Consider the following 21,443-nt stretch of genomic DNA (forward strand, 5'->3'; position numbering starts at 1 on the left):
TATCAGAATGTGGCAGCTTAAAACGGCTGGTGCTCATGGTTAGTTTTTTAAGTGAAAGGGAGGAAGAAATTATGAGAAAGAGGGCGATAAGCTGGGCGCTGACGGCCAGTATGGTGCTATCTATGCTGTCCGGATTTATTCCCGGACAAAAAGCATACGCGGCGGACAGCTCGAAGAAAACAGGCAAGACGGTGGTCGAGACAGAGATTGACGAGAGTACATACAAAGCTCTGGGTCTCAGCACCGATATAGACAAAAGCAAAGCTGCGGTGCCGTATGACAAGGATAATATATCTACATTTGCAGAGGTGAATGAGGTATACGTTGCGGCAAACGGCAATTACAGAAACAAGTACACTGTGCGAGACGGATTTGACAGGATTGGAGATTTCAAGGACAGGACTACAAAGGTAAACAGCAGCCTTGGCAATCTGTACGGAGCGTATGGTTTCTATGATCTTGGCGAAGATAATGTGAAAGTGGAACACGGCGGATCGGGAGACAGTAACATAAGTAGCAACATGGGAAATGTTCTAAAAAAGGACAGTAATGGTTTTAGCGGCCTGTATGCGACAAGCGTTGCATTTGATGGAGGCGACGGAAAAACCAACTACGTTGCGGAGCTAAGAGTACATGGAGATAAAGTATTCAGTCCAGCTGGATGGAAAAGTATTAAAACTGTCATAGACGGCAAGGAGTACCGCGGAAAGATAGATGTGAATATTTTCAAGATAGCAGCTGATGGTACAAGATATTCAATTGCTACGCTTACCCCTACTTTAAACAAGAATTCTACATATAGCGATGGACTTTTGTATTTTATCAGAAGATACCAGCAGGAGCTGGATGCGATGTTTGAGATCGAAAAGGCCGATCTGAATGGAGATGGCTTTGAAGATCTTCTCGTATACTGTGGAACTTACGAGGATAGAAATATAAACGATCAGAACATACGCTATGCCATAGTCGATGTATATTATGGCAAGGGAAACGGCAGGTTCACAAAGGGAAATAATATAAGCATACCGGGCGGGCTTGCATCTAATTATGAAAGTGGAACGGATGGATCGTGGTGTGATTATGGAATAGGAAGAGCTCCTGTGGTAACTCTGGCCGGCGGTGATCTGGAGCAGGATGGCCGGGATGAGGCCGCGGTTGCCGTATCTGGATCAGTTCTGAATTACAACATGGCAAAGGCAGGTCATATGACCGTCTATACATATAAAGACGGCGGACTTGTCCCTATAGAAGGTCTGAATGAAGTGTCACTTGGAGACACAGATGGCGGAAAACAGAACTATGGAATGTATGCTGCAAATTGTGCATTTGGCCGGTTTAAGTATCCTGGATCAGGAGCCATGGTCACAGGACTTATAGTTGGTGGATATTATTCGAGCAATTCTCAATATGTGCAGAGGGAATATGAAGCCACGCAGGCTGCATACAGATACGTATACTACGATAGTCTGACGGATAATTATGTGTTGTCAGATTATCATACGAGAAGCCTGGGGACTAAGAGTAAAGAAATCGTGAAATATCACGAGGTTAAAAGTAACGAATATTACAGACCTGTGAATGCACCTCTGGCGCTTGCGTGTGCAGACCTTAAGGGCATGAACGGCAATAATGAAAATGACAGTGTGCTTTTTGGCGCAGAGGTATATGCTTTCTCACTGGAAGATGGCGGAATAACAGGTTCGGAGATAGGAAGCATGAGTATATGTACCGACCAGCGCAATCAGGGCAACGACAAGAAGAAAAAAGATCAGGTGTGGATCGGCGATGTCAGGGTTGGCTGTGTCGATAAGGATGCCAAGGGGAACAATTACAGACAGAGTTTTGTGTGCGTTGTGGGAGTGCACAGAGAGAAGAAACTCAATGATAAAGATGATTATTACTGGCTGGACATAGCGACATTTTCTATGGATGGCGGCAGCCCATACAGCAGTCAGGAGGGTGTAGTATGCCAGTCGAACAGCAGACAGGATATGTATGGAACATTTGTTTCACTGTGTCTTCCGGATATTGATAATGACAGTGTGCGGTTAAAGTACGAGGGAGAGTATCCGGTATACACAAATCCAGAGGTCTATGCAATCCTTCAGGCAAGTCCGTATTTTGATGATGTTCAGGAAGTATATGAATATGTAAATAACGGTGGAACATCATATTCAACAAGCAAAGGTTCATCGAACACGGTATCAGCTAACTTGTCAATATCAGTTGGCGCGTATGTGTCGTCGGAGATCCAGCTCATCGGAGCAGGTGAGGTAGAGGTTGAACTTTCGTATGGAGCAAGCTTTGAATATGCAAATACACAGACAACGGAATATGAGATAACATATAATGCCGCAGGTGGAGGTTCTGATCAGGTTGTTCTGTACTGTTTGAAATATATGTATTACGAATACTCCATATATGATCCGATTGCGAGAAAATGGGAGCCGGTGGTTATGCCGGTATGTCTCGGACCTTCAACTTCAATCATAGATGTGGCAGATTACGACAAGGTTGCAAGAAGGAGCAAGGGGCTCAACGAGATATATAATAATATTCTGAATAACACAGCGGGAGACCCTGCTACATACCAGACTCTTGGAGGTAAATTAAAGTACGCCTATCAGTCAGGTGGAAATAACAATTATTCTTCTGTAAATGCCAGCTCTGGTGCAGATCAGACTCAGACGATATCTGTGACTGATGAGAATGAGTATTCAACTGAAGTGTTCCTTGAGGCGAACGAAAAGCTTGGTGCCGGAGGCGGAGGACTCGGTAATAAGGTCATCGTCGGTGTAACATCAAGCCAGCATGCGGGTCTTGGTCACACCCGTGTAAGCTCGAATGGTGTTACATACAGTGGAACGGTGGACAATGTTCCGGCAGACTGCACAGGCTTCTCATTTGACTGGCAGCTGCGAGTGAACACTGCAAAGCTGAACAGCGACAGTGATTCAGTGTTCGTCATTGGCTATGATGTTAAGAATGTTGTTCGTCCGGCGCGTATGCCGATGGGACTTTCTGTTGTCGACACAACGAGAAAAAGTGTCAGTCTTGAGTGGTCACCGTCCAATGATGCAGATTACTATGAGGTCTGTATCGTTGATGCAGGAGGTAATTACAACAGCAAGGCAGTTGTGCCATATACAGTTACTGACTATGAAGTGAAGGGACTATATTCCAACAGGACTTACACATTTGCAGTGAGGGCTCTTCAGGCAAATGGTTCAAAGAGTCTGTTCAGCCGTCCGGCAACCGCGACGACACTTCAGGACAGTTCTAACTTCCATATAACAAAGAACCCTGATGATACAAATACGTTTGCCGGTGGAAATGCAGAATTTGCGGCAAATGCGGTTTATTATGATGGGGATGGAGTAAACCAGAGCGTTGGATACAACTGGCAGGTTAATACAGATAATGGATGGAGAAGCGTATCGACAGGAGGCAGCAATCCTACGCTCAGACTTACTGATGTAAGTGATGAAATGGATGGAAACGAATATCGATGCAGAGTTTATTACAACGACATCACACTCTACACCAAGACTGCGACACTCACTGTAAATAAGGCGGACAGCAAGGTCATGCTTCTGGCGCACAACGATACCGAGAATAAAGATCTGTCGGATGGCAGCGTAGTCAGGGCATCGGGCTCAGAGACTACAAAGGTGGAGAACGTGACTAAGGAGAGAAATCTTATAACAGTAACATCCGGAGTCAGGGAATATATTCTTGTCAGCGACGGAACAAACTATATGTGGAAAGATAGTAACGAGAATTACTATCCATGCAGCGTAAGCGTCAAAAAGGACAGCGATGGTTACGTGGATGAATCACAGACATTTAAAGCATCTGATGTGGGCGGCACGGCATATGGTGTGAGTGAATCAGATTTCATCGCAGATATTGATGGCAATACTTACAAGCTGGCCAGCGTAAATGCAGATGACTATGCAGGTGAAAAGGTGTCATATGCATCTGATGATGTTACATATGACAGGATACTCGCAAAATGGGTATCAGAGGATGGCAGCAAGAACTTCTATCTTCTCGGAAACACATCGGGAAGTGAAGACAGTACGGTGTACTATTATGTGGCAGATAGTGAAAGCGGAAGTTTTACGATGACTTCAAAGAAGACTCTGAATGTGTCAGATACTGTCAAGGTGGTCCAGACTGATCTCAAATCAGTATATCAGACCAAGACGGTCAGATCTGAGACCACAGGGGCAGAGGTCACATATACAGGAGACAAGATCACACTCAGCTGTCAGCCGAAATCACTGTCAGGTGAGGATGTACAGGGAGATGTGGAATTTGTCATCACAGGACCTGAGAGCAAGCGCATAGCTGGTAAGTATGACAGAGCAAATGGCTGCTATACTGCACAGTGGGAGTCATCCGGACAAGGAATATACAACGTATATGTATACTTTGCAGGAAACAAACAGTACAACGACAGTATATCTGACTCGATGGCTATATATACCTCATTTGAGGGAAAGACGAACATGAATCTGACCATGCAGGATAATGTAAGATATGGAGATTCAGTGAAGATGTCTCTGGAGAGAGTGTCATACGACAATACAGGAAAGCTTCAGGATATCACGGACGATTCAGAATACACAGTTAAGATAAAGAATAATAAGACAGGAGAATTTGAAGACACAGACAAATACGAACTTGCAAACGGCGTGTTTATACCGAAGTCTATTGGAATGTTCCAGATAACGGCATCAAATGGCGGAGACAAGACTCAGAAGAATATAAATGTTGGAAGGGCACAGCTTGAGATAGCTGCCCAGGATACAGAGAAAAGTGTAAATGATTCTGTAAGAGAGTGCGAGGATGCGGTGATAACAGGTCTCAAGGCATGGGATACCGACATAATGCCTCAGAGAGACCGGGATTACGAGCTCGGATCAGATGGAGCAAGTGGGCTGCTGCCGGGTATATATGATATAGATGTTGTATACGTAAAGGTGGGCGATCAGCATTCACAGGTTATGAATGAACTTGAGAAGAAATATATAATAAACCTGGTTAAGGCATCATACACACTGACAGGAAACGTGTACACCGTTACTGCCAGACCGGCAAATACACATGGCACAGTTTCAATCAAGTACCAGCAGCCTGGAAATGAAAACAGTGACGGACTCACAGTTGACAGTGGAACAAGACTCCCTGAGAACTCAACGATCACTTTAGCTGCTACTCCTCATAAGGGATATAAGGTTAAGAGCTGGTCACTAAATGGAAAGACAGTTACGGATCCACAGTGTGGAACATCCGGTGGCAAGGCGTGCAGCGATGACCAGATCCAGATGGATAAGCTGAAAGCAAACATGAATGTAGCAGTAAACTTTGAGCCTGTATATCACAAGCTGACATACAAGCCTGACAATGAGGCTCATGGAACACTCAAAGCAAACTATGTGACGGATGGAACAATTGGAAAATCGTTCGGTTCAGGTGCAAACATTCATATAGAACAGAAGGTAAGACTCACTGCGGTTCCGGCAGCAGGATATGTTCTGGATCATTGGACTGTTACGGGAGAAGATGGAGTTCCGGAGACCGTTCTCGCGGAAGATGGAGTGACAAATAACACATCTCTCACATATGATGCAGAGGAGATCAGCGAGGATACACTTATCACGGCATATTTTGCAGAGGCACAGAATTTCAAAATATCAGTCTCGCCTGTAACTGTTGGAAGCGATGGAAAGACTACAGTGACAACAGGTGTGGATGTCACAGTCAAGGCTCAGCGAGTTGACGGCACAGTGATTATAGAGAGCGGTGAAGACGGTATATATGAAGTCAGCCGAGGCGACAACGTAACCATTCAGGTTACAGTTCCGTCAGGACTACTTCTCGACGGATGGTCAGCAGCAGATGGACAGGAACTTGGAACTGTATCAGCGGATCTCAGGACGATGACAGTGTATGATATAGCTTCAGACCTCGATTATACAGTTAAGTACACTGCGCCGAACAGATACAAGGTGACATATGGTGCGGATGATGATGCAGCCGGTGTGGTAGATGCTGTGGCTACCGGAAGTACAGACGCACTTGTATCCGGTGACAAGCAGCTTCAGGGAAGTGACATAGTATTTACAGCAACTCCAAATGAAGGCTATGAGATAGCATACTGGGAGGTAAATGGCGAGAAGGTTGATGCTGAGGCAGAAGGTGCTGGCGCCCAGAGGTATGAACTAGAATATCTCGGCAAGGATACAAAGGTTGTCGTATACTTCTACAAACAGCCGGTTGTGTCGTGGACATCAGGAAATGACACAGAGATGACTGCAAGGTCAGGAGATTCTGATCTGGCAAATGGCGGATGTATCGCATATGCAAGTAAGGATGATCTGAAATTCACATTTGCGGTGAAGAGAAATTATGAGATAGCTGACATAAAGGTAAATTACGCAGGAGAGGATGTATTCAGTCTTGCGGAGGACAGCGGAGAAGGAAAGCTGGCTGAGACTGCGGATGCTGAGTCCGGAACAGAGAGATACACATTTACGTGGAGTGCTCCGGCAGATGGATTTACAGGGGATGTGACAGTAAATGCCACATACAGAAAGATCTCACCATCCGTGAAGGCTGAGTATTCTCTGAAAGTGATAGAGAAGGCTTCTGCTGGAGAGGCGTCAGGAAAGACACACGGCTCTATAAGTGCAGATGTGTCAAGAAAAAATCTCCCTTCATACATACAGATAGGAGATACCATAAGTGATGCGACGGAGAGCAAATCTGCGCAGATCACAGACATATACAGAGATTCTGTCATCACATTCAAGGTTGTGCCTGATGATGGATACAATGTAAAAGAATGGATCATAAATGGACATAAGCTGACAAGCGAGACAGAGAATATAAAGTTATATTCAGACAAGAAAGTAAATGATACCCTTAAGATCACGGTTGACGGAGATTCATCTGATGTGACAGTTATGGCTGGTCTTGAGCTGGTTGGTGATGTACTCACATTTGGTCCTGAGACAGAGGGAACAGGTGAGGTGAGCGCCATGATCACATCTACAAAGCTGGTGCTCGAATCAGGAGATATGATAGGTGCTGCTTCATATGTGGAATTCACAGCGACGGCTGCAGAAGGATATGAAGTTGCAGACTGGCTTGTAAATGGAATCAGCCAGGGTGTGGCAGAGGAGACATTTGCATACAAAGTGCCAAAGGATACGAGAGTTGATGTGAGGGCGGTGTTTGACAGACCTGTGTATAAGATAACATGGTCGGCGGACGGAGCCGGACAGATAGAGGCAGAGAACGTGACATCAGGAGAAACACTTGATGGAGAGTCTGCGGATATCAGAGGCGACAGAATGCTTAAGTTTACGGCTATTCCGGATCAGTATATGGAGTGTACGGGATTTACAGTAAAGACAGCAGAGGGAACAAAGAATTACACAGCAGAGGAGCTTGGCAGCAACGTATTTGTGGTTGACAAGGTGGCATCTGACATAGATGTTGTTGCTCACTTTGCTAAGCAGGAACTCAAGTCAGTTATAACCTTTGAGGCAAATGATGCTGCTCTTGGAGCTGTGACAGCGGTATATGGACTGGACGAGAAGGCTGAGATCACAAGTGGCGATAGCCAGGTATCCGGCGGAGATGCAGTATTTACGGCAGCTCCTGCAGATGGCCAGATGATCGAGGGCTGGTATCTTGATCCTGAGTGTACACAGGCTATAGAAGGCACTGAACTGGAGCAGACTACCTATGAGGTGAAGACTATCTACACAGATGTGGCAGTATATGTTAAGTTTGTGGAGATTCCAGAGTATACAGTTAAGGTAGGTACAACAGGAACCGGATCGGCGAAGATCACAGCATCTTCTGACGGCGAGGAACTTGAGATCGTATCAGGAGAGGTTAAGCTCAAGAGACATAAGGACCTGACGATCACAGTTACCCCTAAGGATGAATACAACACAGTTGAGCACTGGACAGTTGACGGAGTAGATGTTGATTCAGATGAACTCACATACAAGCTGACAGACATAACAAAGGATGCAGAGATATATGCATATATCGCACCATCACTTCTTGTAAATGTAATATTCAAGAATGAGGATGAAGTTAAGAAATATGACAATATAGACATCAGTACAGGTTATGCCGGCGAGGATGGAGATATAAGCGGACTTAAGCCAATAAATGCTGAGAATAACTTAGTGAGAATAGGTTCTGGCAAGGATGTAAGATTTGCCATAACACCTTCTGATGATTATATGATCCAGGCATGGACAGTCAAGTACATCAGAGGCGGAAAGGTTGTCAAGGAAGAGTCTGGCGCTGACTTTGGATTTACCAACGAGATACTTTTAAATGATGTTACAAACAGCATAGAGGTAAGTGCAGAGCTTGTTGACAGAGTTGGATATGCCATTCCTGTAGAGGGAAATTATGACAGAGATAATAATCTGATAGAGACTGCAGGTGGTGAAAGCACACCGGAGACAGCCTACACTATAACAGACCTTACAAAGATACCAGACAATGTGGTATTCAAGAATGACAATGGCGTAGTTCTTGATAATATGGTAAGAGAGAACGGAGATGCGAGTGTTGTTATTACACCTGCTGAGGGCTGGAGAATCAGAGATATAATCATTGATGAACCAGAGAACGCTGAAAATTCAGAGGAGTCAGAGAATATCATGTCAGTCCAGCCAGTGCTTGCAGAGGATGGAACTGAGACAGGAGCATATCTTGTAAGTGATGTAAACGTCACAAAGAATATGGAGTTTAAAGTTGATGCAGTTAAGCTTTACTCTGTAACAATAGCAGATACGGAGCATGGAAACATAAAGGTGACAAAGCCAGATGGCACAGAGGTGGAGAACGGTGAAATGATTGACGAGAAAACTGTTCTTACATACACAGCAACACCGGATATGTACTATGACTTTGACGCATGGACAGAGGATGCGGCAGATCAGGCTGAGAGCACATTTGAAAAAGCCCTTGACGGAAGTATCACAGTGGGAGCAGCCTTTAAGGCAAGATATGCAAAGGTAAGTATTGCCACAGTGAAGAATGGTACGGTAACTGTCACAACAGCTGACGGTAAGAAGATATCTAACGGACAGCTGGTTCAGGAAGGCACAGATATCATCTGCAAGGCAATTCCTGCAAAGCATTGTGATCTGTCAGCCTGGGGCGGAGATGCCAAAGGCAAGACTGGTACTACAGTGAAACTTACGGTGACAAAGAACATGAATATAAGCGCGGCATTCAAGTTCAGGTATGTGAAGGTAGCTATTGGAAAGACTGAAAACGGATCGATCACAATCAAGACTGCGGAAGGCAAAACAGTTAAGAATGGTGCATCAGTGATCGAGGGAACGGTTCTTATCTGCACAGCAAAGGCGGCAAAAAACTGTAAACTTGGAAGCTGGACAGGAAGCTTCAAGAGTACAAAAACTTCGGTAAAGGTTGCTGCAAATAAGAATATGAAAATCAATGCCAGGTTTGTAGCAAAAATACCGGCACAAAATACAGCTGGTATCAATAAGAATATCCATGCAGTAGTATCTGGAAACAAAGTGACAGTTGTGTGGGGTAAGGTTAACAGGGCTGACGGATATGATATATATGCACAGAAGTGCTATGTAAACTTTGACTCGAAAAGTCTTATTAAATCGGTAAAGGGCGCATCGGCAACCCGAGTTACAATATCCGGCATTAATGGCAAATCACTTGCTAAGTTAGATATGATCAAGCTGAGAGTAAAGGCATATAAGCTGGTAAATGGTAAGAAGAAGTATATAGACAATAGTGTCATGCTTCATATAGTTACCAATAGCAGCAAATATACCAACATCAAGAAGGTTCTGCTTCCACGGAAGAGTTACGTGTTGGGAGTTAAGCAGACGATTAAGCTTAAACCTGGATATACCAAGGCAGATGCCAGCAAGAAGGTGCTTGATGGCACACATGGTGCAAGGTATTTGTATGCATGTACAAATAAAAATGTTGCTACAGTTGATGCCAAAGGAAGAATAAAGGCAAAGGCCGCAGGAAAGTGTACGGTCTATGTAATTGCTGTAAATGGCACTACACAGGCTGTGCAGATTATAGTAAAATAAAAATAGTAGCTGCATGAGGTGCTTGATATCCGGCCCGTTGGGGCTGGATGCAGGCACCTTTGCTGATATATACAGGGTGTTGATTATCTATACCGGGATTAAAAAGTGAGAAAAGGAGATTTGTACATATGGGGAATACGGCTTCGGGTAATAAAGGCTGTTTTATAAAACCGAAAAAAGCCTGGAGGCTTCTGAAGACAGCGGATGAAGGGAATGTAACTGCATATATATTCGGGGTCAGTGGTTCGGGAAAGACGACTCTTGTCAGCAGATATCTTGGAACACGTAAGTACATGGTGGTGGATGCCGGCGGTATCAGACCGGATGACCTTGTGGTAGAAAGCAGCAACGCAAGAAAAATAATTGTCATAGATAATCTGCACGAGCTCTCATGGGGGGATGTGGACACAGTGAGGGAGCAGATCATAGAACTCATTAGAAGAGAAGACGTATGGGTTATACTCGTTGGCCGGTGTCCGGTTCCCCCATGGCTTTCTGCTGTAAGATTTCAAGAAGGATTTTATGTGGTGGACAGCAAGCTGCTTATGTTCAGTCTGGAGGATATAAAGAAGTATGCTGAATACGCTGGATTTAGTATCAATGAGGCACAAGTGCAGAGAATGTACTATGAGACTACAGGACTTCCGCTGGCTGTGGAGATGTGCCACATCAAATACATGGAAATGGCATATACAAGCGAGATAACAGATGATATGTATAATGATTTTTCGAGACGCGTTGAGGATGAGATGTGTAATTACCTTGAGTATCATGTGTATGATAACTGGGATGTGGAAATGCAGGAATTTCTCATGGAAATATCCGTGGTGGATGAGTTTACAACAAAACAGGCTGAGATGATAACCGGAAGAAGTGACAGTGAGCTTTTGATCGAGAGGGCAAAGTGGCTTGGAAACTTTATGACCAGCCGGATGGATAAGGATGGCAATACACAATATCAACTGCAGTTTCACATGAGGGTCTCTATGCGCAGACGTCTTAAGCGGAAGTACGAGAAAGAGCGTATAAGAGGCCTGTATGAGAATGCCGGACTGTTTTACAGACTTAACGGAGATATAAGGAAAGCTCTAGAGATGTATGAAAATGCAGGAGTTACAGAGCGAATAGTTTCAATACTTGTCGATAATGCCAGACATGCGGCGAACAGTGGTTATTACTATGATCTGAAAAAATATTACCTGGAACTTCCGGATCATGTCATCGAGAAAAGTCCTGAGCTTATGTGTGGTATGAGCATGCTGCAGTCACTCCTTCTAAATCCTGATGAGAGTGAAAGATGGTACGACAGACTAAAATTATATGCAGATGAAAACCAGGGAAGTGCCAGGAAAAATGCAAAGGGGCTTTTGCTGTATCTGGATATTGGTCTGCCGCACAGAGGAAGTGTTGATGTATTAAAGCTTTTGAAGTCAGCATACACAATGGTCTTTAATAAGGAGGTAAGAATACAGGAATGGTCGGTTACATCCAATCTGCCTTCAATGATGAACGGTGGAAAAGATTTCTGTGAGTGGAGCAAGAGAGACAGAGAGCTGGCATCGAAGGTTGGCAGGATAGTTGAGTTTGTGCTTGGAAAATATGGAAAAGGCCTTGTAAATCTTGCTTTGGCGGAGAGTTTTCTTGAAAAGAGCGGAGATAATTATGAAGTGGCAACTCTTGCGGCAAAGGGCAGAATGCAGGCGGAAGCAGGAGGAAAAATCGAGCAGTGCTTTGTTGCTGATGGTATATTGGCGTGGCTGCATTTGCAGAACGGAAAGCCACAGGAGGCTCTTGAGGTTTTGAATGGAATAGAGGGAAAGGCTGAAAAAGAGGAAGGACAAAATCTCCTTCCCAATATATATGCATTTGAGACCAGATGCAGCCTGTACAGAGGAGATAGAGCCTGTGTTACAGGTTGGATGGAAAATGCTCCGGATGAAAATGTTGAATTCAGGATATATGACAGGTTTATCTATCTAACCAAAGTGAGAGTATACCTTCAAAGCGGACGGAATGAACAGGCATATTCGCTGCTGACAAAGCTGAGATATTATGCTGAGATGATGTCCCGTACGTATATAGGGATAGAATGTAGTGTGCTGATGGCTGTAGCTTTGCAGCGATTAAAAAATGATGACTGGAAAAAGGCGATGTGCCATGCTATGGATACTGCGATGGAATATAGCTTCACAAGGATTATATCCAGAGAAGGTGCGGCGGTGAATACTCTTATAAATACCTGTGGATGGAAAGTCGAGAAAGATGGTGCTGACGATAAGGAGATAGCCGCAAGAAGGGCATATTTCAGACAACTGCAGAAGGAGACTGAGAGTATGACGAGATACTACCCCGGATATATGAAAGCGGGAGTGGATGATGTTCAACTCAGTGAGACGGCTACAGCCATACTTAAATTGCAGGCAGAGGGCTTGTCCAGACAGAAGATAGCGGACAGACTCAACATGTCGGAGGCGAATGTAAAGTATCATCTGAACCAGGTGTACAGGAAACTCGGGGTGACTGATAAGGCCGGGGCGGTCAGGGAGGCATCTAACAGGGGACTTATCTAGTGATTGTGAGATTTGTGTTCGGTGGTGATTTACTTGAATACACCGCATGTAAAAGTTGTATATGAATGTATATAATTAGGGTGGAAAAACTTAGATTGTTGTTGTATTATGTCTATAATTATGATTACATACGAATCAGTAACGTCAGATTGAGATGAGGATAATTTCCGTATGGCATAAAAGTGTTGGTGAAGATGGCGTTTGGAACTTAGAGAATGAGCGAGTACGGACGGATTCGTATTTGACAGGTATTCAAGGAGGAATTACGACGTGAATTTTTTGGAAGAGAGAATAACTAAGGATGGAATAGTAAAGGAGGGCAATGTTCTCAAGGTGGATAGTTTCCTGAACCACCAGATGGATATACGTCTGTTTGATCAGATCGGTGAGGAGTTCAAGAAGAGATTTGAGGGAACAGAGATCAACAAGATCCTTACTATAGAGGCATCCGGAATAGGCATTGCCTGTGTTGTTGCCAGACATTTTGACGTGCCTGTTGTATTTGCGAAGAAGTCAAAGAGCATTAATATAGAGGGCGATGTGTATGTGGCAGAGGTTGAGTCATTTACACACAAGTGTAAGAATCAGGTTATCGTATCCAAAAAATTTATAAATCCGGAGGACAAGATTCTTATCATAGATGATTTCCTTGCAAATGGATGTGCGCTTCAGGGACTCATCTCCATAGTCAAGTCAGCAGGCGCCAGCGTAGAGGGAATCGGAATCGCAGTTGAGAAGGGCTTCCAGACAGGTGGTCAGGTCATCAGGAATCTCGGATATCATCTTGAGTCGCTTGCGATAGTGGACAGCATGGACGCTGCTACGGGCGAGATAAAGTTCAGGGAGCAGTAGGATCGCTGCGGGATATTTGCTGAGAGGTGGGGTATATGGGAAATAACAATTTAGAAGAAAAAAATGTTTCTATGCCTGAGAAAATTGGAGGCGTAATATTTGGCATATGGTTTGTTGCCAGTATTATAGCCGGATTTGTTGCAAGTGAGATCGGAACGGATGCTGTTATGCTTGTTGTGGGGCAGTTTTTTGTCGGGATAGTTCTTGTCATAATTCTAAAGACTCTTATTCCGATGATTAAGAAGCGAAAGCGGGGGAGCATCATCGGTATAGTGTTCATATCTGTGTTTGCCGGTGCTGCATCGGCGCTGATATGGGCGGCGTGTGCTGTGAAAGATGGCTCTTTTGCGGATAAGATAGTATTGCTCCCGGAACGGATATTGGGGAGAGAAAATTGCAATGTTGGAGCATTTTATGCAGAGATATTTGCCTGTGCATTCTTTGTGGTCAGTGCAATAACACTGCTCTCTGTGATATGTAAGAGAAAAGCGCTTGAGCGAAGATGTTCATTTACTGTGAAAGCTGTATGCCATGATGTACGTGCAGATATGAGACAGGATATGAGAGCCGGCAGAAGATATCCGGAGGCGGGAGTATTTGAATTTACATACAGGGATAAGCAGTATAAAGTGTATGAGCAGACATATGTATATGGACTGAATATAAGTAAAGGCGATGTGGTATATCTTTATATCAATCCAGAAAATCCGTACGAATTTTATCTGGAAAACAGTGGTATATTCAGCAGTCAGGCGATATGGTCAGCAGTTTTTTTGATGGTTATATCAGGTTTGATGGCCGCAGGCTGCAATTTGTTGATTTTTAGGTGAAAAAATAGCCAGGTGTATGTTCTCCAATTTGGAGAATATGTACCTGGCTGTTTCTACGTAATTTTATCTGAAACTCTTCAGCCAATTGACGAGAGAGTCGTGCCAGATATTATCTACGACTGTCTTTTTCATCTGTGCGTCAACAGGTCCGTTTCCGGCAAGCTTTGCAAGGACTGCAGCCTGAAGCTCTGGAACTGTCATGGATTCCGGAGACTTGCTCCAGTCAACTGTGATGGTTTCTGGATCAACCGGGGTGTCGGCGGCAGCTTGGGCAGAAGCGTCCTTGGCTGAATCTTTTACCTCGTTGGCGGCAGTAGTATTCTTCTCAATATCAGTAGTGTTTTTCTTAGCATCTGCAGATTCTGTAGCAGTCACAATGTCTTTGGATTCTTTGGATTCTATCTTTGGTTCAGCTTCCTTATTGCCTTTTGCATCGGTAGCTGTTTCAGATGCTGCTTTATCTTCTGTGTTGGTCTTAGCTTCGCTATCAGTCTTCGTCACAACCTTAACCGGCTTTACATCCAGGTCTGTTCCCTCAGGCACCCAGATCTCACCACTGCCCCCTGGCTGGGTTATGTTGATATGACCATCCTGTACAGATACCTTTTCGCCTGACAGGGCGCCGATGTATGCTGTGCAGTTCCCTGCTGCAAGGTGCATTCCGGCTGGGGCATCGTCGTTGTTCACTGACACGATGACACGTGTTCCGTCAAGATCCCTCGCGTATGCGAACTGTCTGTTGGTGAGCATCAGCTCATCGTAGCTGCCATATGACAGTGCAGGAACGGCCTGACGTACCTTGCCGAGTGCGGCGATGAGTGCTGTGCAAGGGTTAGTTTTTACTGAATCCTTGTAATCTTCTATATTGAGAGCTGGTCTTAAGCTGTCGTCCGAGCCATATTCCTTGCGTCCCTCAATGCCAAATTCTGAACCGTAGTATATGCTAGGCACACCCGGAAGAGTGTAGAGCAATACATGTACAGGTGCAAAATGAGCCTTATTGGTAAGCTTTGTATAGATACGCTCCACATCATGGTTGTCTACGAAGTTGTAGAGCTTTAATGTTCCCATGTTCTGGAGACGTCTTACAGTGTGCGCAATTTCAAAATAGTTGTGGTCGTTGTGCCCGCTGTACAGAGCCTTGTGAAGTGTGTAGTTGGTGACACTGTGAAGAGTCTCGCCGTTTACCCAGCGGCTGTAGTCGCCGTGGATGACCTCACCCATGAGCCAGAAATCCGGCTTCACTTCATTTGCTGTGCGGCGCAGTGCCTTCATGAAATCAAAATCAAGGACGTCCGCAGCGTCAAGTCTGATTCCGTCCACATCGAACTCACTCACCCAGAAACGAATCACATCGCATATATAGTCAACGACAGCCGGATTCTTCTGATTCAGTTTGACGAGAAGGTTATAGCCTCCCCAGTTGTCGTAAGAGAAACCGTCGTTGTACTCGTTGTTGCCCCAGAAATTCACGTTGCAGTACCAGTCTTTGTACTGTGAATTCTCTCTGTTTGCCTGGATGTCCTTGAATGCGAAGAAGTCACGGCCTGTGTGGTTGAACACTCCGTCGAAGATGACCTTTATGCCCTGCTCGTGGCAGTAAGCCACAAATGCAGTCAGGTCCTCATTTGTTCCGAGTCGGGAGTCGAGCTTCTTGTAATCTGTAGTTTCATAGCCGTGTCCGACTGACTCAAAGAGCGGTCCGATGTACAGTGCTGAACCGCCGATCTCCTTTATATGATCCACCCATGGAAGCAGGGTGTTTAAGCGGTGAACAGGCTCACCGTAGTCGTTCTGTTTAGGGGCTCCCGCAAGTCCCAATGGATAAATGTGATAAAATACTGCCTCATCATACCATGCCATAGTTATCCCTCCATTTTTTAAAATTAGCATTTACATTATACTAAAAAAAATAGGAAAAAGCGACAAAAAAACATGTCTATATTGCACGAACTATGGTAGAATCATTTCTGTTGAAATGGACAAAAAATACAGGAAAGAAAATGAGTAAAGAACAAGCTAAAACAGCAAATTTAGAGCGCGATGATAATTGCAGGAATAGGCTCCCTTATCCAGATCTTCCCTAAGATCGTGCAGACGGTATTTGCTGAGAACTGTGTGGCTGTTGTATTCATAGTTGCCATCATTCTGAATCTTGTGCTTCCTAAGAACATGGATGTCCACGAGGTCCCAAAGACTGGGGATGCAGAGTAGATCCAATAAAACATACAGATTATCCGAGAGGAAAACTTACAAGAGGTGTAAGTGTTAATCACAGCGTCGTTCTGATATTATGATATCAGAGCGGCGCTGCTTTTGTATTAACGTGGGCAACGGGCAAAAGTTCGTGATAGCATTCCGGCCCCATGAAAATAAGAAAGGTGAACAATATGGATAGTTTATTAAAGATAGAATCACTGAAGAAATACTATGGCAAAAAGCCAAACCAGACTAAGGCTCTGGACGGCATATCATTTCAGGTCATGCCGGGGGAGTTCCTTGGCATCATGGGTAGCAGTGGATCGGGAAAGTCCACACTGCTGAACTGTATCGCAACGGTCATAAAGCCTGACAGCGGAACCATAGAGCTCCAGGGCAAAGAGATACAGGTGCTTAAAGGTGCGAAGCTTGCGCAGTACAGAGGCAGGGAGATAGGTTATCTGTTCCAGAATTTTGAACTTCTGGACAATCTAACAGGCAGAGAGAACATTATGGTTCCGTTGTCAATACACGGTGTATCCGAGGATGAGAGCAGAAGCAGACTGGAAAAGCTTTCATCATATCTGGAGATAGATAACGTGCTTGACAAATTCCCGTCGCAGATGTCTGGTGGTCAGAGGCAGAGGGTTGCGGCCGCCAGAGCGCTCATACTTAATCCGGGGATCGTTCTTGCGGACGAGCCGACCGGAGCACTCGACTCAAGAAATGCAAAGGCACTCATGGAGAAGCTGTTGGGACTGAACAGGGATGACAACACTACCATACTTATGGTGACCCACGACTCAAATGCGGCCAGCTTCTGCAAGAGGATACTCTTCATACAGGATGGCAGGATATTCCATGAGCTCAGAAGAGATATGGAGAGAGAGTCACAGCAGGAGTTTTATGAGAGGATACTCAAGCTGATGGCGCAGATGGGAGGAGGCAGCGCAAATGTTCTTTAAACTCGCAATGAGGAACAGCAGGAGAAGCAGGAAAGAGAATGGTCTGTTCTTCGCTTCGCTGGTTGTGTCCATAGTGGCATTTTATATCATATTGGCGCTGTCCCATCAGGATGTGATGATATTCCTGAGAAGTCTTGAAAGCGACGCGGTGAACAGTCTTCTTCAGATAGCGGCGGTGTTCTATGTATTTTCACTGGTCATGTTGTTCTTTCTTATATACTATGCAAGCAAATACCAGCTCGAACGACGGAGGCACGAACTTGGAATGTATATAATGATGGGGATGAGAAGATCAAAGCTTTTTGCCCTGCTGATGGCGGAGGATCTGGGCAGCAGCGTAGTGGCTCTGCTCATCGGACTTCCTATAGCGATCCTGGTGTCTGAGGTGGTCAGCCTTCTCACAGCCAGACTGGTAGGTCTTGGCGTTATAGGTCATCACGTATCATTTTCACTGCAGGCAGTCATACTGACAACTGTTGGATTTGTAGCGATAAAGCTTGCAGCATTTCTCATACTGAGCGGTAAGCTTGCAAGAAAGCAGATAGGCGATCTCCTTGTAGATACACCGGAGACAGAGAAGAAACAGCTTCCGGCTCCTGTGTATGGTGTGAGTGCAGTCTTCGGTCTTGTTGCGCTGGTCATTGCATACTGTCAGGGAATAGGCGGCTATTCGTGGATCAGCGTAAAATATATGGCGGTCACCATAACACTGGGATTTGTTGGCATGTTCCTGCTGTTTTTCGGTCTCAGGCTCTTTGTTGATGCACTGGCCAGACGTGCAAATGGCTCAAAACCACTTGCTGTGTTCGGTTTCAGGCAGATACACGAAAATGTAGTAACAAAATCTGGAACGCTTGCAATAAGCTCGATACTCATACTCGGCGCTCTGTGCTGCTGCGGTTCGGGCGTTGGCATATGTATATCCAGACAGAATATGTATCATGTGCTCGATTATACATTTGCCTCATATGGGGATGACGCTGAGGCGGACAGCAGGAATATCCGCGCGAAGCTGGAGGAAGCCGGCGTGTTGGAGGATTTCTCGGACGTATTCGATATGAAGCTTGGTTATATAAAGATGGGTGAAAATGAGTCCCATGATGATGCTGTGAACGTGGGGAATGTCATATCTGAGCTTGAAAAACTCAAAGCTTCAGAGGACAGGGATGTGCTTATAAATAACATGTCTTACATGACATACCCTTACCTGATCCAGGAGAGTGCGTACAACAAGGTGCTTGAGGCTGCGGGAAAGGAGCCTTTGGAGCTCGGAGAAAATGAACTGGCACTCTATACGGATTTCTTTACTGATTACCGCGGGGGTTTACTGAATGAGGTATTGGCAGAGAGTCCGGAGGTGGATGTAAGAGGAGATGAGTATCATCTGATCGGAGAGGTCCAGACCACGAAGATTGTGACAGATTCATCGATAACCCTGTCGTTCGGACTTATCGTGGACGATGATACATTTGCCAGATTGACAAATGACAATTACGAGTTATATGTAAATGCCATTCTCAAAAAGGATATCGTGGACGGTAAGGGCCTCATGAAAGCCATAATGGATGAAAATGAGAAGCTTGACGGCATAGATTTTGAGAGCATAAACGCTGATTGCGAGAGTTATCTGCAGAACATAGGAAGAAATATGTTCTACACGGTGGCTGCAGGATATATAACGCTTTATCTGGCGGTGGTGTTCCTCATAATTGCAAATACCATAATCGGTGTTCAGTTCCTGATGGGACAGAGAAAGTCCGGCAGAAGGTACAGAACCCTTGTGAAGCTTGGCGCGACATACGAAATGCTCTGCAGCTCAGCAAACAGACAGGTGGGCTGGTATTTTGGAATCCCGGTTGCCGTGGCGGCGGTCAGCAGTATATTCGGTGTGCGTGCTCTGCTCACGGGAATCCTGTCAGAATTCATGCGCGGCAGAGTGAAACAGATAATTATCATAGCTGCGGTTATGATAATCCTGTTGTGTGTGGTAGAATATATCTATATGACAGCGGTGAAACGCTCAAGCAACAGATATCTCATGGCGATGATGACACCGGAAAGGGTTGAGTAAACGGTGAAGTGTGTGATGGTGGTTGAGGACGATGTCCTCATGTGCGATGAACTTCTGGATATGCTGACAAAGGCAGGATACAGGGCAGTTAAGCCAGATGGATTTGACAACATAATAGAACAGATACTGGACATGGCTCCGGATATTCTTCTGCTGGATATCAATCTTCCTGGCAGAAGCGGCTTTGACATATGCCGGGAGATCAAGAGGCGGAGCTCTGTCCCTGTGCTGGTTCTCACATCGAGGGACCAGCTAAAGGACGAGCTCCATGCGCTGGAGCTGGGCGCTGATGAATTCCTCACGAAGCCATGTCGCCGTGAGCGGCTTCTGGCCCGGGTGGCAAATGTGCTCAAGAGGTACGAGGGCAGACAGAACCTGATCGAAGGAGAAGGGTTTCTTCTGGACACTCAGACATACACTCTGTATATAGATGGGAGATCTGCGGTGCTTCCACAGAATCAGGGACGTATATTTGAAACACTTATGACAAACGGAGGAGATGTCGTGTCTAAGGAGAAGCTTTGTGAGGCAGTGTGGGGCACATCGGAGTATATAGATGAAAATGCCCTGCAGGTGAATCTTACAAGACTCAAAAAGACAATGGCGGGACTGGATATAAAGGCAAAGATCATAGCTGTAAGAGGCGTTGGATACAAGCTTGAGTAATTGAGAGAATATGAAAAGATTTGGACTTGTTATAAAACAGAATATTGTCTGGCTTGGTCTGCTGCTTCTGACAGACGTGGCGTTCTGCTTCTTCATGTGGCTTGTGGCACCAGAGGCATTTGTCAGAATAAGGGTGCTGGTTGGCGTGTTCACTGTGATACTGTTCGCGGCGGTGTGCTCGGTGCTGTGTATAAAGGACAGGAAGAAAATAGAGGCGTTCAGGAGATTTGTCGCTGCCCCGGATGAACAGGGCGAGATAGAAATGAGGAGCCTGTGCGGGGCTTCTGAACAGGAATATGTGAGCGTGCTGTCGGAGGAGCTTCACGATCTGAGAGATTCAGTGATGCAGAGTGGCAGACAGCTCAGGGACTATCAGGAGTATGTGGAGAACTGGGCACATGAGATCAAGACCCCCATCTCTCTGCTGACATTTGTGGTGGACAACAGGAGAGATGAGCTGCCTCATAATGTTGTGACGAAGATGGACAATGTGACCAGCCAGATGCAGAACTATGTGGATCAGATGCTCTACTACGCCAGACTGAAAAGCGATTCCAAGGATTATTTCATGGAGAGCATAGATGTGGAAGAATGCGTGGATGAGGTGATAGCTGACTACAGATCACTGCTTGAGGAGAGGGGCATACGGGTCAGAAAATGTCTTGAGAACGGAGCAGTGTACAGTGACCGCAGGGGATTGCAGTTTATACTCGGTCAGCTTGTGAGCAATTCCATGAAATACACAAATGAACAGCCGGAGATATCATTTGACTTCTGGACGGCGGGCAACAAAAAGCTGCTGTCCGTGAGTGACAATGGCATAGGTGTAAAGAGCTGTGACATGCCATACATATTCGAGAAGGGTGTCACGGGTGATTCGGGTGAGAACAGGAAGCATGCAACGGGCATGGGACTGTATCTTGTCAGTGAGATGGCGCATGATCTGGGTATCACAGTGACGGCAAATTCAAAGTGGCAGAATGGATTCGAGATAGTACTTGAATTCCCGGATGTGGAGACAAAGATATAAAAGTGAGGAGGCAGATACAGTGTTGTGCGTATCTGCCTCCTCACTTTTTACCGGGATATTTTATAATAAATTTATGGGTGGTGGTCTGTTAATAATCACTTTGATATTTTATAATGTAAGCATTGGC

The 21,443-nt window shown here is 45.2% G+C and carries 10 protein-coding genes; 9 read left to right on the top strand and 1 reads right to left on the bottom strand.

Annotation, left to right across the window (positions count from 1 at the left end; all coding sequences use genetic code 11):
• The first annotated feature begins 71 nt into the window (after positions 1 to 71).
• The 4 genes from DXD11_RS07935 (at position 72) to DXD11_RS07950 (ending at position 14,385) form a co-directional block, all read left to right on the top strand.
• Positions 72 to 10,133 (top strand): InlB B-repeat-containing protein, encoded by a 10,062-nt coding sequence (locus DXD11_RS07935; protein WP_158579427.1) that lies wholly within the window; start codon positions 72 to 74, stop codon positions 10,131 to 10,133.
• A gap of 128 nt (positions 10,134 to 10,261) precedes the next feature.
• The gene (locus tag DXD11_RS07940; protein WP_118017846.1) at positions 10,262 to 12,703 is read left to right on the top strand and encodes a LuxR C-terminal-related transcriptional regulator; all 2,442 of its coding nucleotides are present in this window, start codon (positions 10,262 to 10,264) and stop codon (positions 12,701 to 12,703) included.
• A 270-nt stretch (positions 12,704 to 12,973) separates the two neighbouring features.
• Positions 12,974 to 13,555 (top strand): xanthine phosphoribosyltransferase, encoded by a 582-nt coding sequence (locus tag DXD11_RS07945; protein ID WP_004849872.1) that lies wholly within the window; start codon positions 12,974 to 12,976, stop codon positions 13,553 to 13,555.
• Positions 13,556 to 13,590: 35 nt separating this feature from the next.
• Entirely contained in the window at positions 13,591 to 14,385 is a 795-nt protein-coding gene (locus tag DXD11_RS07950; RefSeq protein ID WP_118758135.1) for a hypothetical protein, read from the top strand.
• 63 nt (positions 14,386 to 14,448) lie between these two features.
• Here DXD11_RS07950 and DXD11_RS07955 read toward each other — a convergent pair whose 3' ends face one another.
• Positions 14,449 to 16,248, bottom strand: a complete 1,800-nt coding sequence (locus DXD11_RS07955; RefSeq protein WP_118758136.1) for an alpha-amylase family glycosyl hydrolase — start codon at positions 16,246 to 16,248, stop codon at positions 14,449 to 14,451.
• 180 nt (positions 16,249 to 16,428) lie between these two features.
• On the opposite strand from DXD11_RS07955, the gene DXD11_RS07960 reads away from it, so the two are divergent.
• The 5 genes from DXD11_RS07960 to DXD11_RS07980 all read left to right on the top strand — a co-directional run bounded on the left by DXD11_RS07960 (position 16,429) and on the right by DXD11_RS07980 (position 21,316).
• Positions 16,429 to 16,599: a hypothetical protein gene (locus DXD11_RS07960; protein ID WP_158579428.1), complete on the top strand. Its 171-nt coding sequence runs from the start codon at positions 16,429 to 16,431 to the stop codon at positions 16,597 to 16,599.
• A gap of 176 nt (positions 16,600 to 16,775) precedes the next feature.
• On the top strand, positions 16,776 to 17,549 hold the full coding sequence (locus tag DXD11_RS07965; protein ID WP_118758137.1) for an ABC transporter ATP-binding protein: 774 nt from the start codon (positions 16,776 to 16,778) through the stop codon (positions 17,547 to 17,549).
• Positions 17,539 to 19,620, top strand: a complete 2,082-nt coding sequence (locus DXD11_RS07970) for an FtsX-like permease family protein (protein WP_118758138.1) — start codon at positions 17,539 to 17,541, stop codon at positions 19,618 to 19,620. The genes DXD11_RS07965 and DXD11_RS07970 overlap by 11 nt, the downstream gene beginning before the upstream one ends.
• A 15-nt stretch (positions 19,621 to 19,635) precedes the next feature.
• Complete coding sequence (locus tag DXD11_RS07975; RefSeq protein WP_117874886.1) at positions 19,636 to 20,286, top strand: response regulator transcription factor; 651 nt, start codon at positions 19,636 to 19,638, stop codon at positions 20,284 to 20,286.
• 10 nt (positions 20,287 to 20,296) lie between these two features.
• Positions 20,297 to 21,316, top strand: a complete 1,020-nt coding sequence (locus tag DXD11_RS07980) for a sensor histidine kinase (protein WP_118758139.1) — start codon at positions 20,297 to 20,299, stop codon at positions 21,314 to 21,316.
• Positions 21,317 to 21,443: the final 127 nt, after the last annotated feature.

Origin of the sequence: Coprococcus sp. TF11-13 (genome assembly GCF_003481085.1) — a bacterium.
Lineage (GTDB): Bacteria > Bacillota > Clostridia > Lachnospirales > Lachnospiraceae > Coprococcus > Coprococcus aceti.

Coding starts and splice junctions, on each gene's coding strand:
- DXD11_RS07935 (WP_158579427.1), top strand. CDS start 72: ATGAGAAAGAGGGCGATAAGCTGGGCGCTGACGGCCAGTATGGTGCTA.
- DXD11_RS07940 (WP_118017846.1), top strand. CDS start 10,262: ATGGGGAATACGGCTTCGGGTAATAAAGGCTGTTTTATAAAACCGAAA.
- DXD11_RS07950 (WP_118758135.1), top strand. CDS start 13,591: ATGGGAAATAACAATTTAGAAGAAAAAAATGTTTCTATGCCTGAGAAA.
- DXD11_RS07955 (WP_118758136.1), bottom strand. CDS start 16,248: ATGGCATGGTATGATGAGGCAGTATTTTATCACATTTATCCATTGGGA.
- DXD11_RS07960 (WP_158579428.1), top strand. CDS start 16,429: ATGATAATTGCAGGAATAGGCTCCCTTATCCAGATCTTCCCTAAGATC.
- DXD11_RS07965 (WP_118758137.1), top strand. CDS start 16,776: ATGGATAGTTTATTAAAGATAGAATCACTGAAGAAATACTATGGCAAA.
- DXD11_RS07970 (WP_118758138.1), top strand. CDS start 17,539: ATGTTCTTTAAACTCGCAATGAGGAACAGCAGGAGAAGCAGGAAAGAG.
- DXD11_RS07975 (WP_117874886.1), top strand. CDS start 19,636: ATGGTGGTTGAGGACGATGTCCTCATGTGCGATGAACTTCTGGATATG.
- DXD11_RS07980 (WP_118758139.1), top strand. CDS start 20,297: ATGAAAAGATTTGGACTTGTTATAAAACAGAATATTGTCTGGCTTGGT.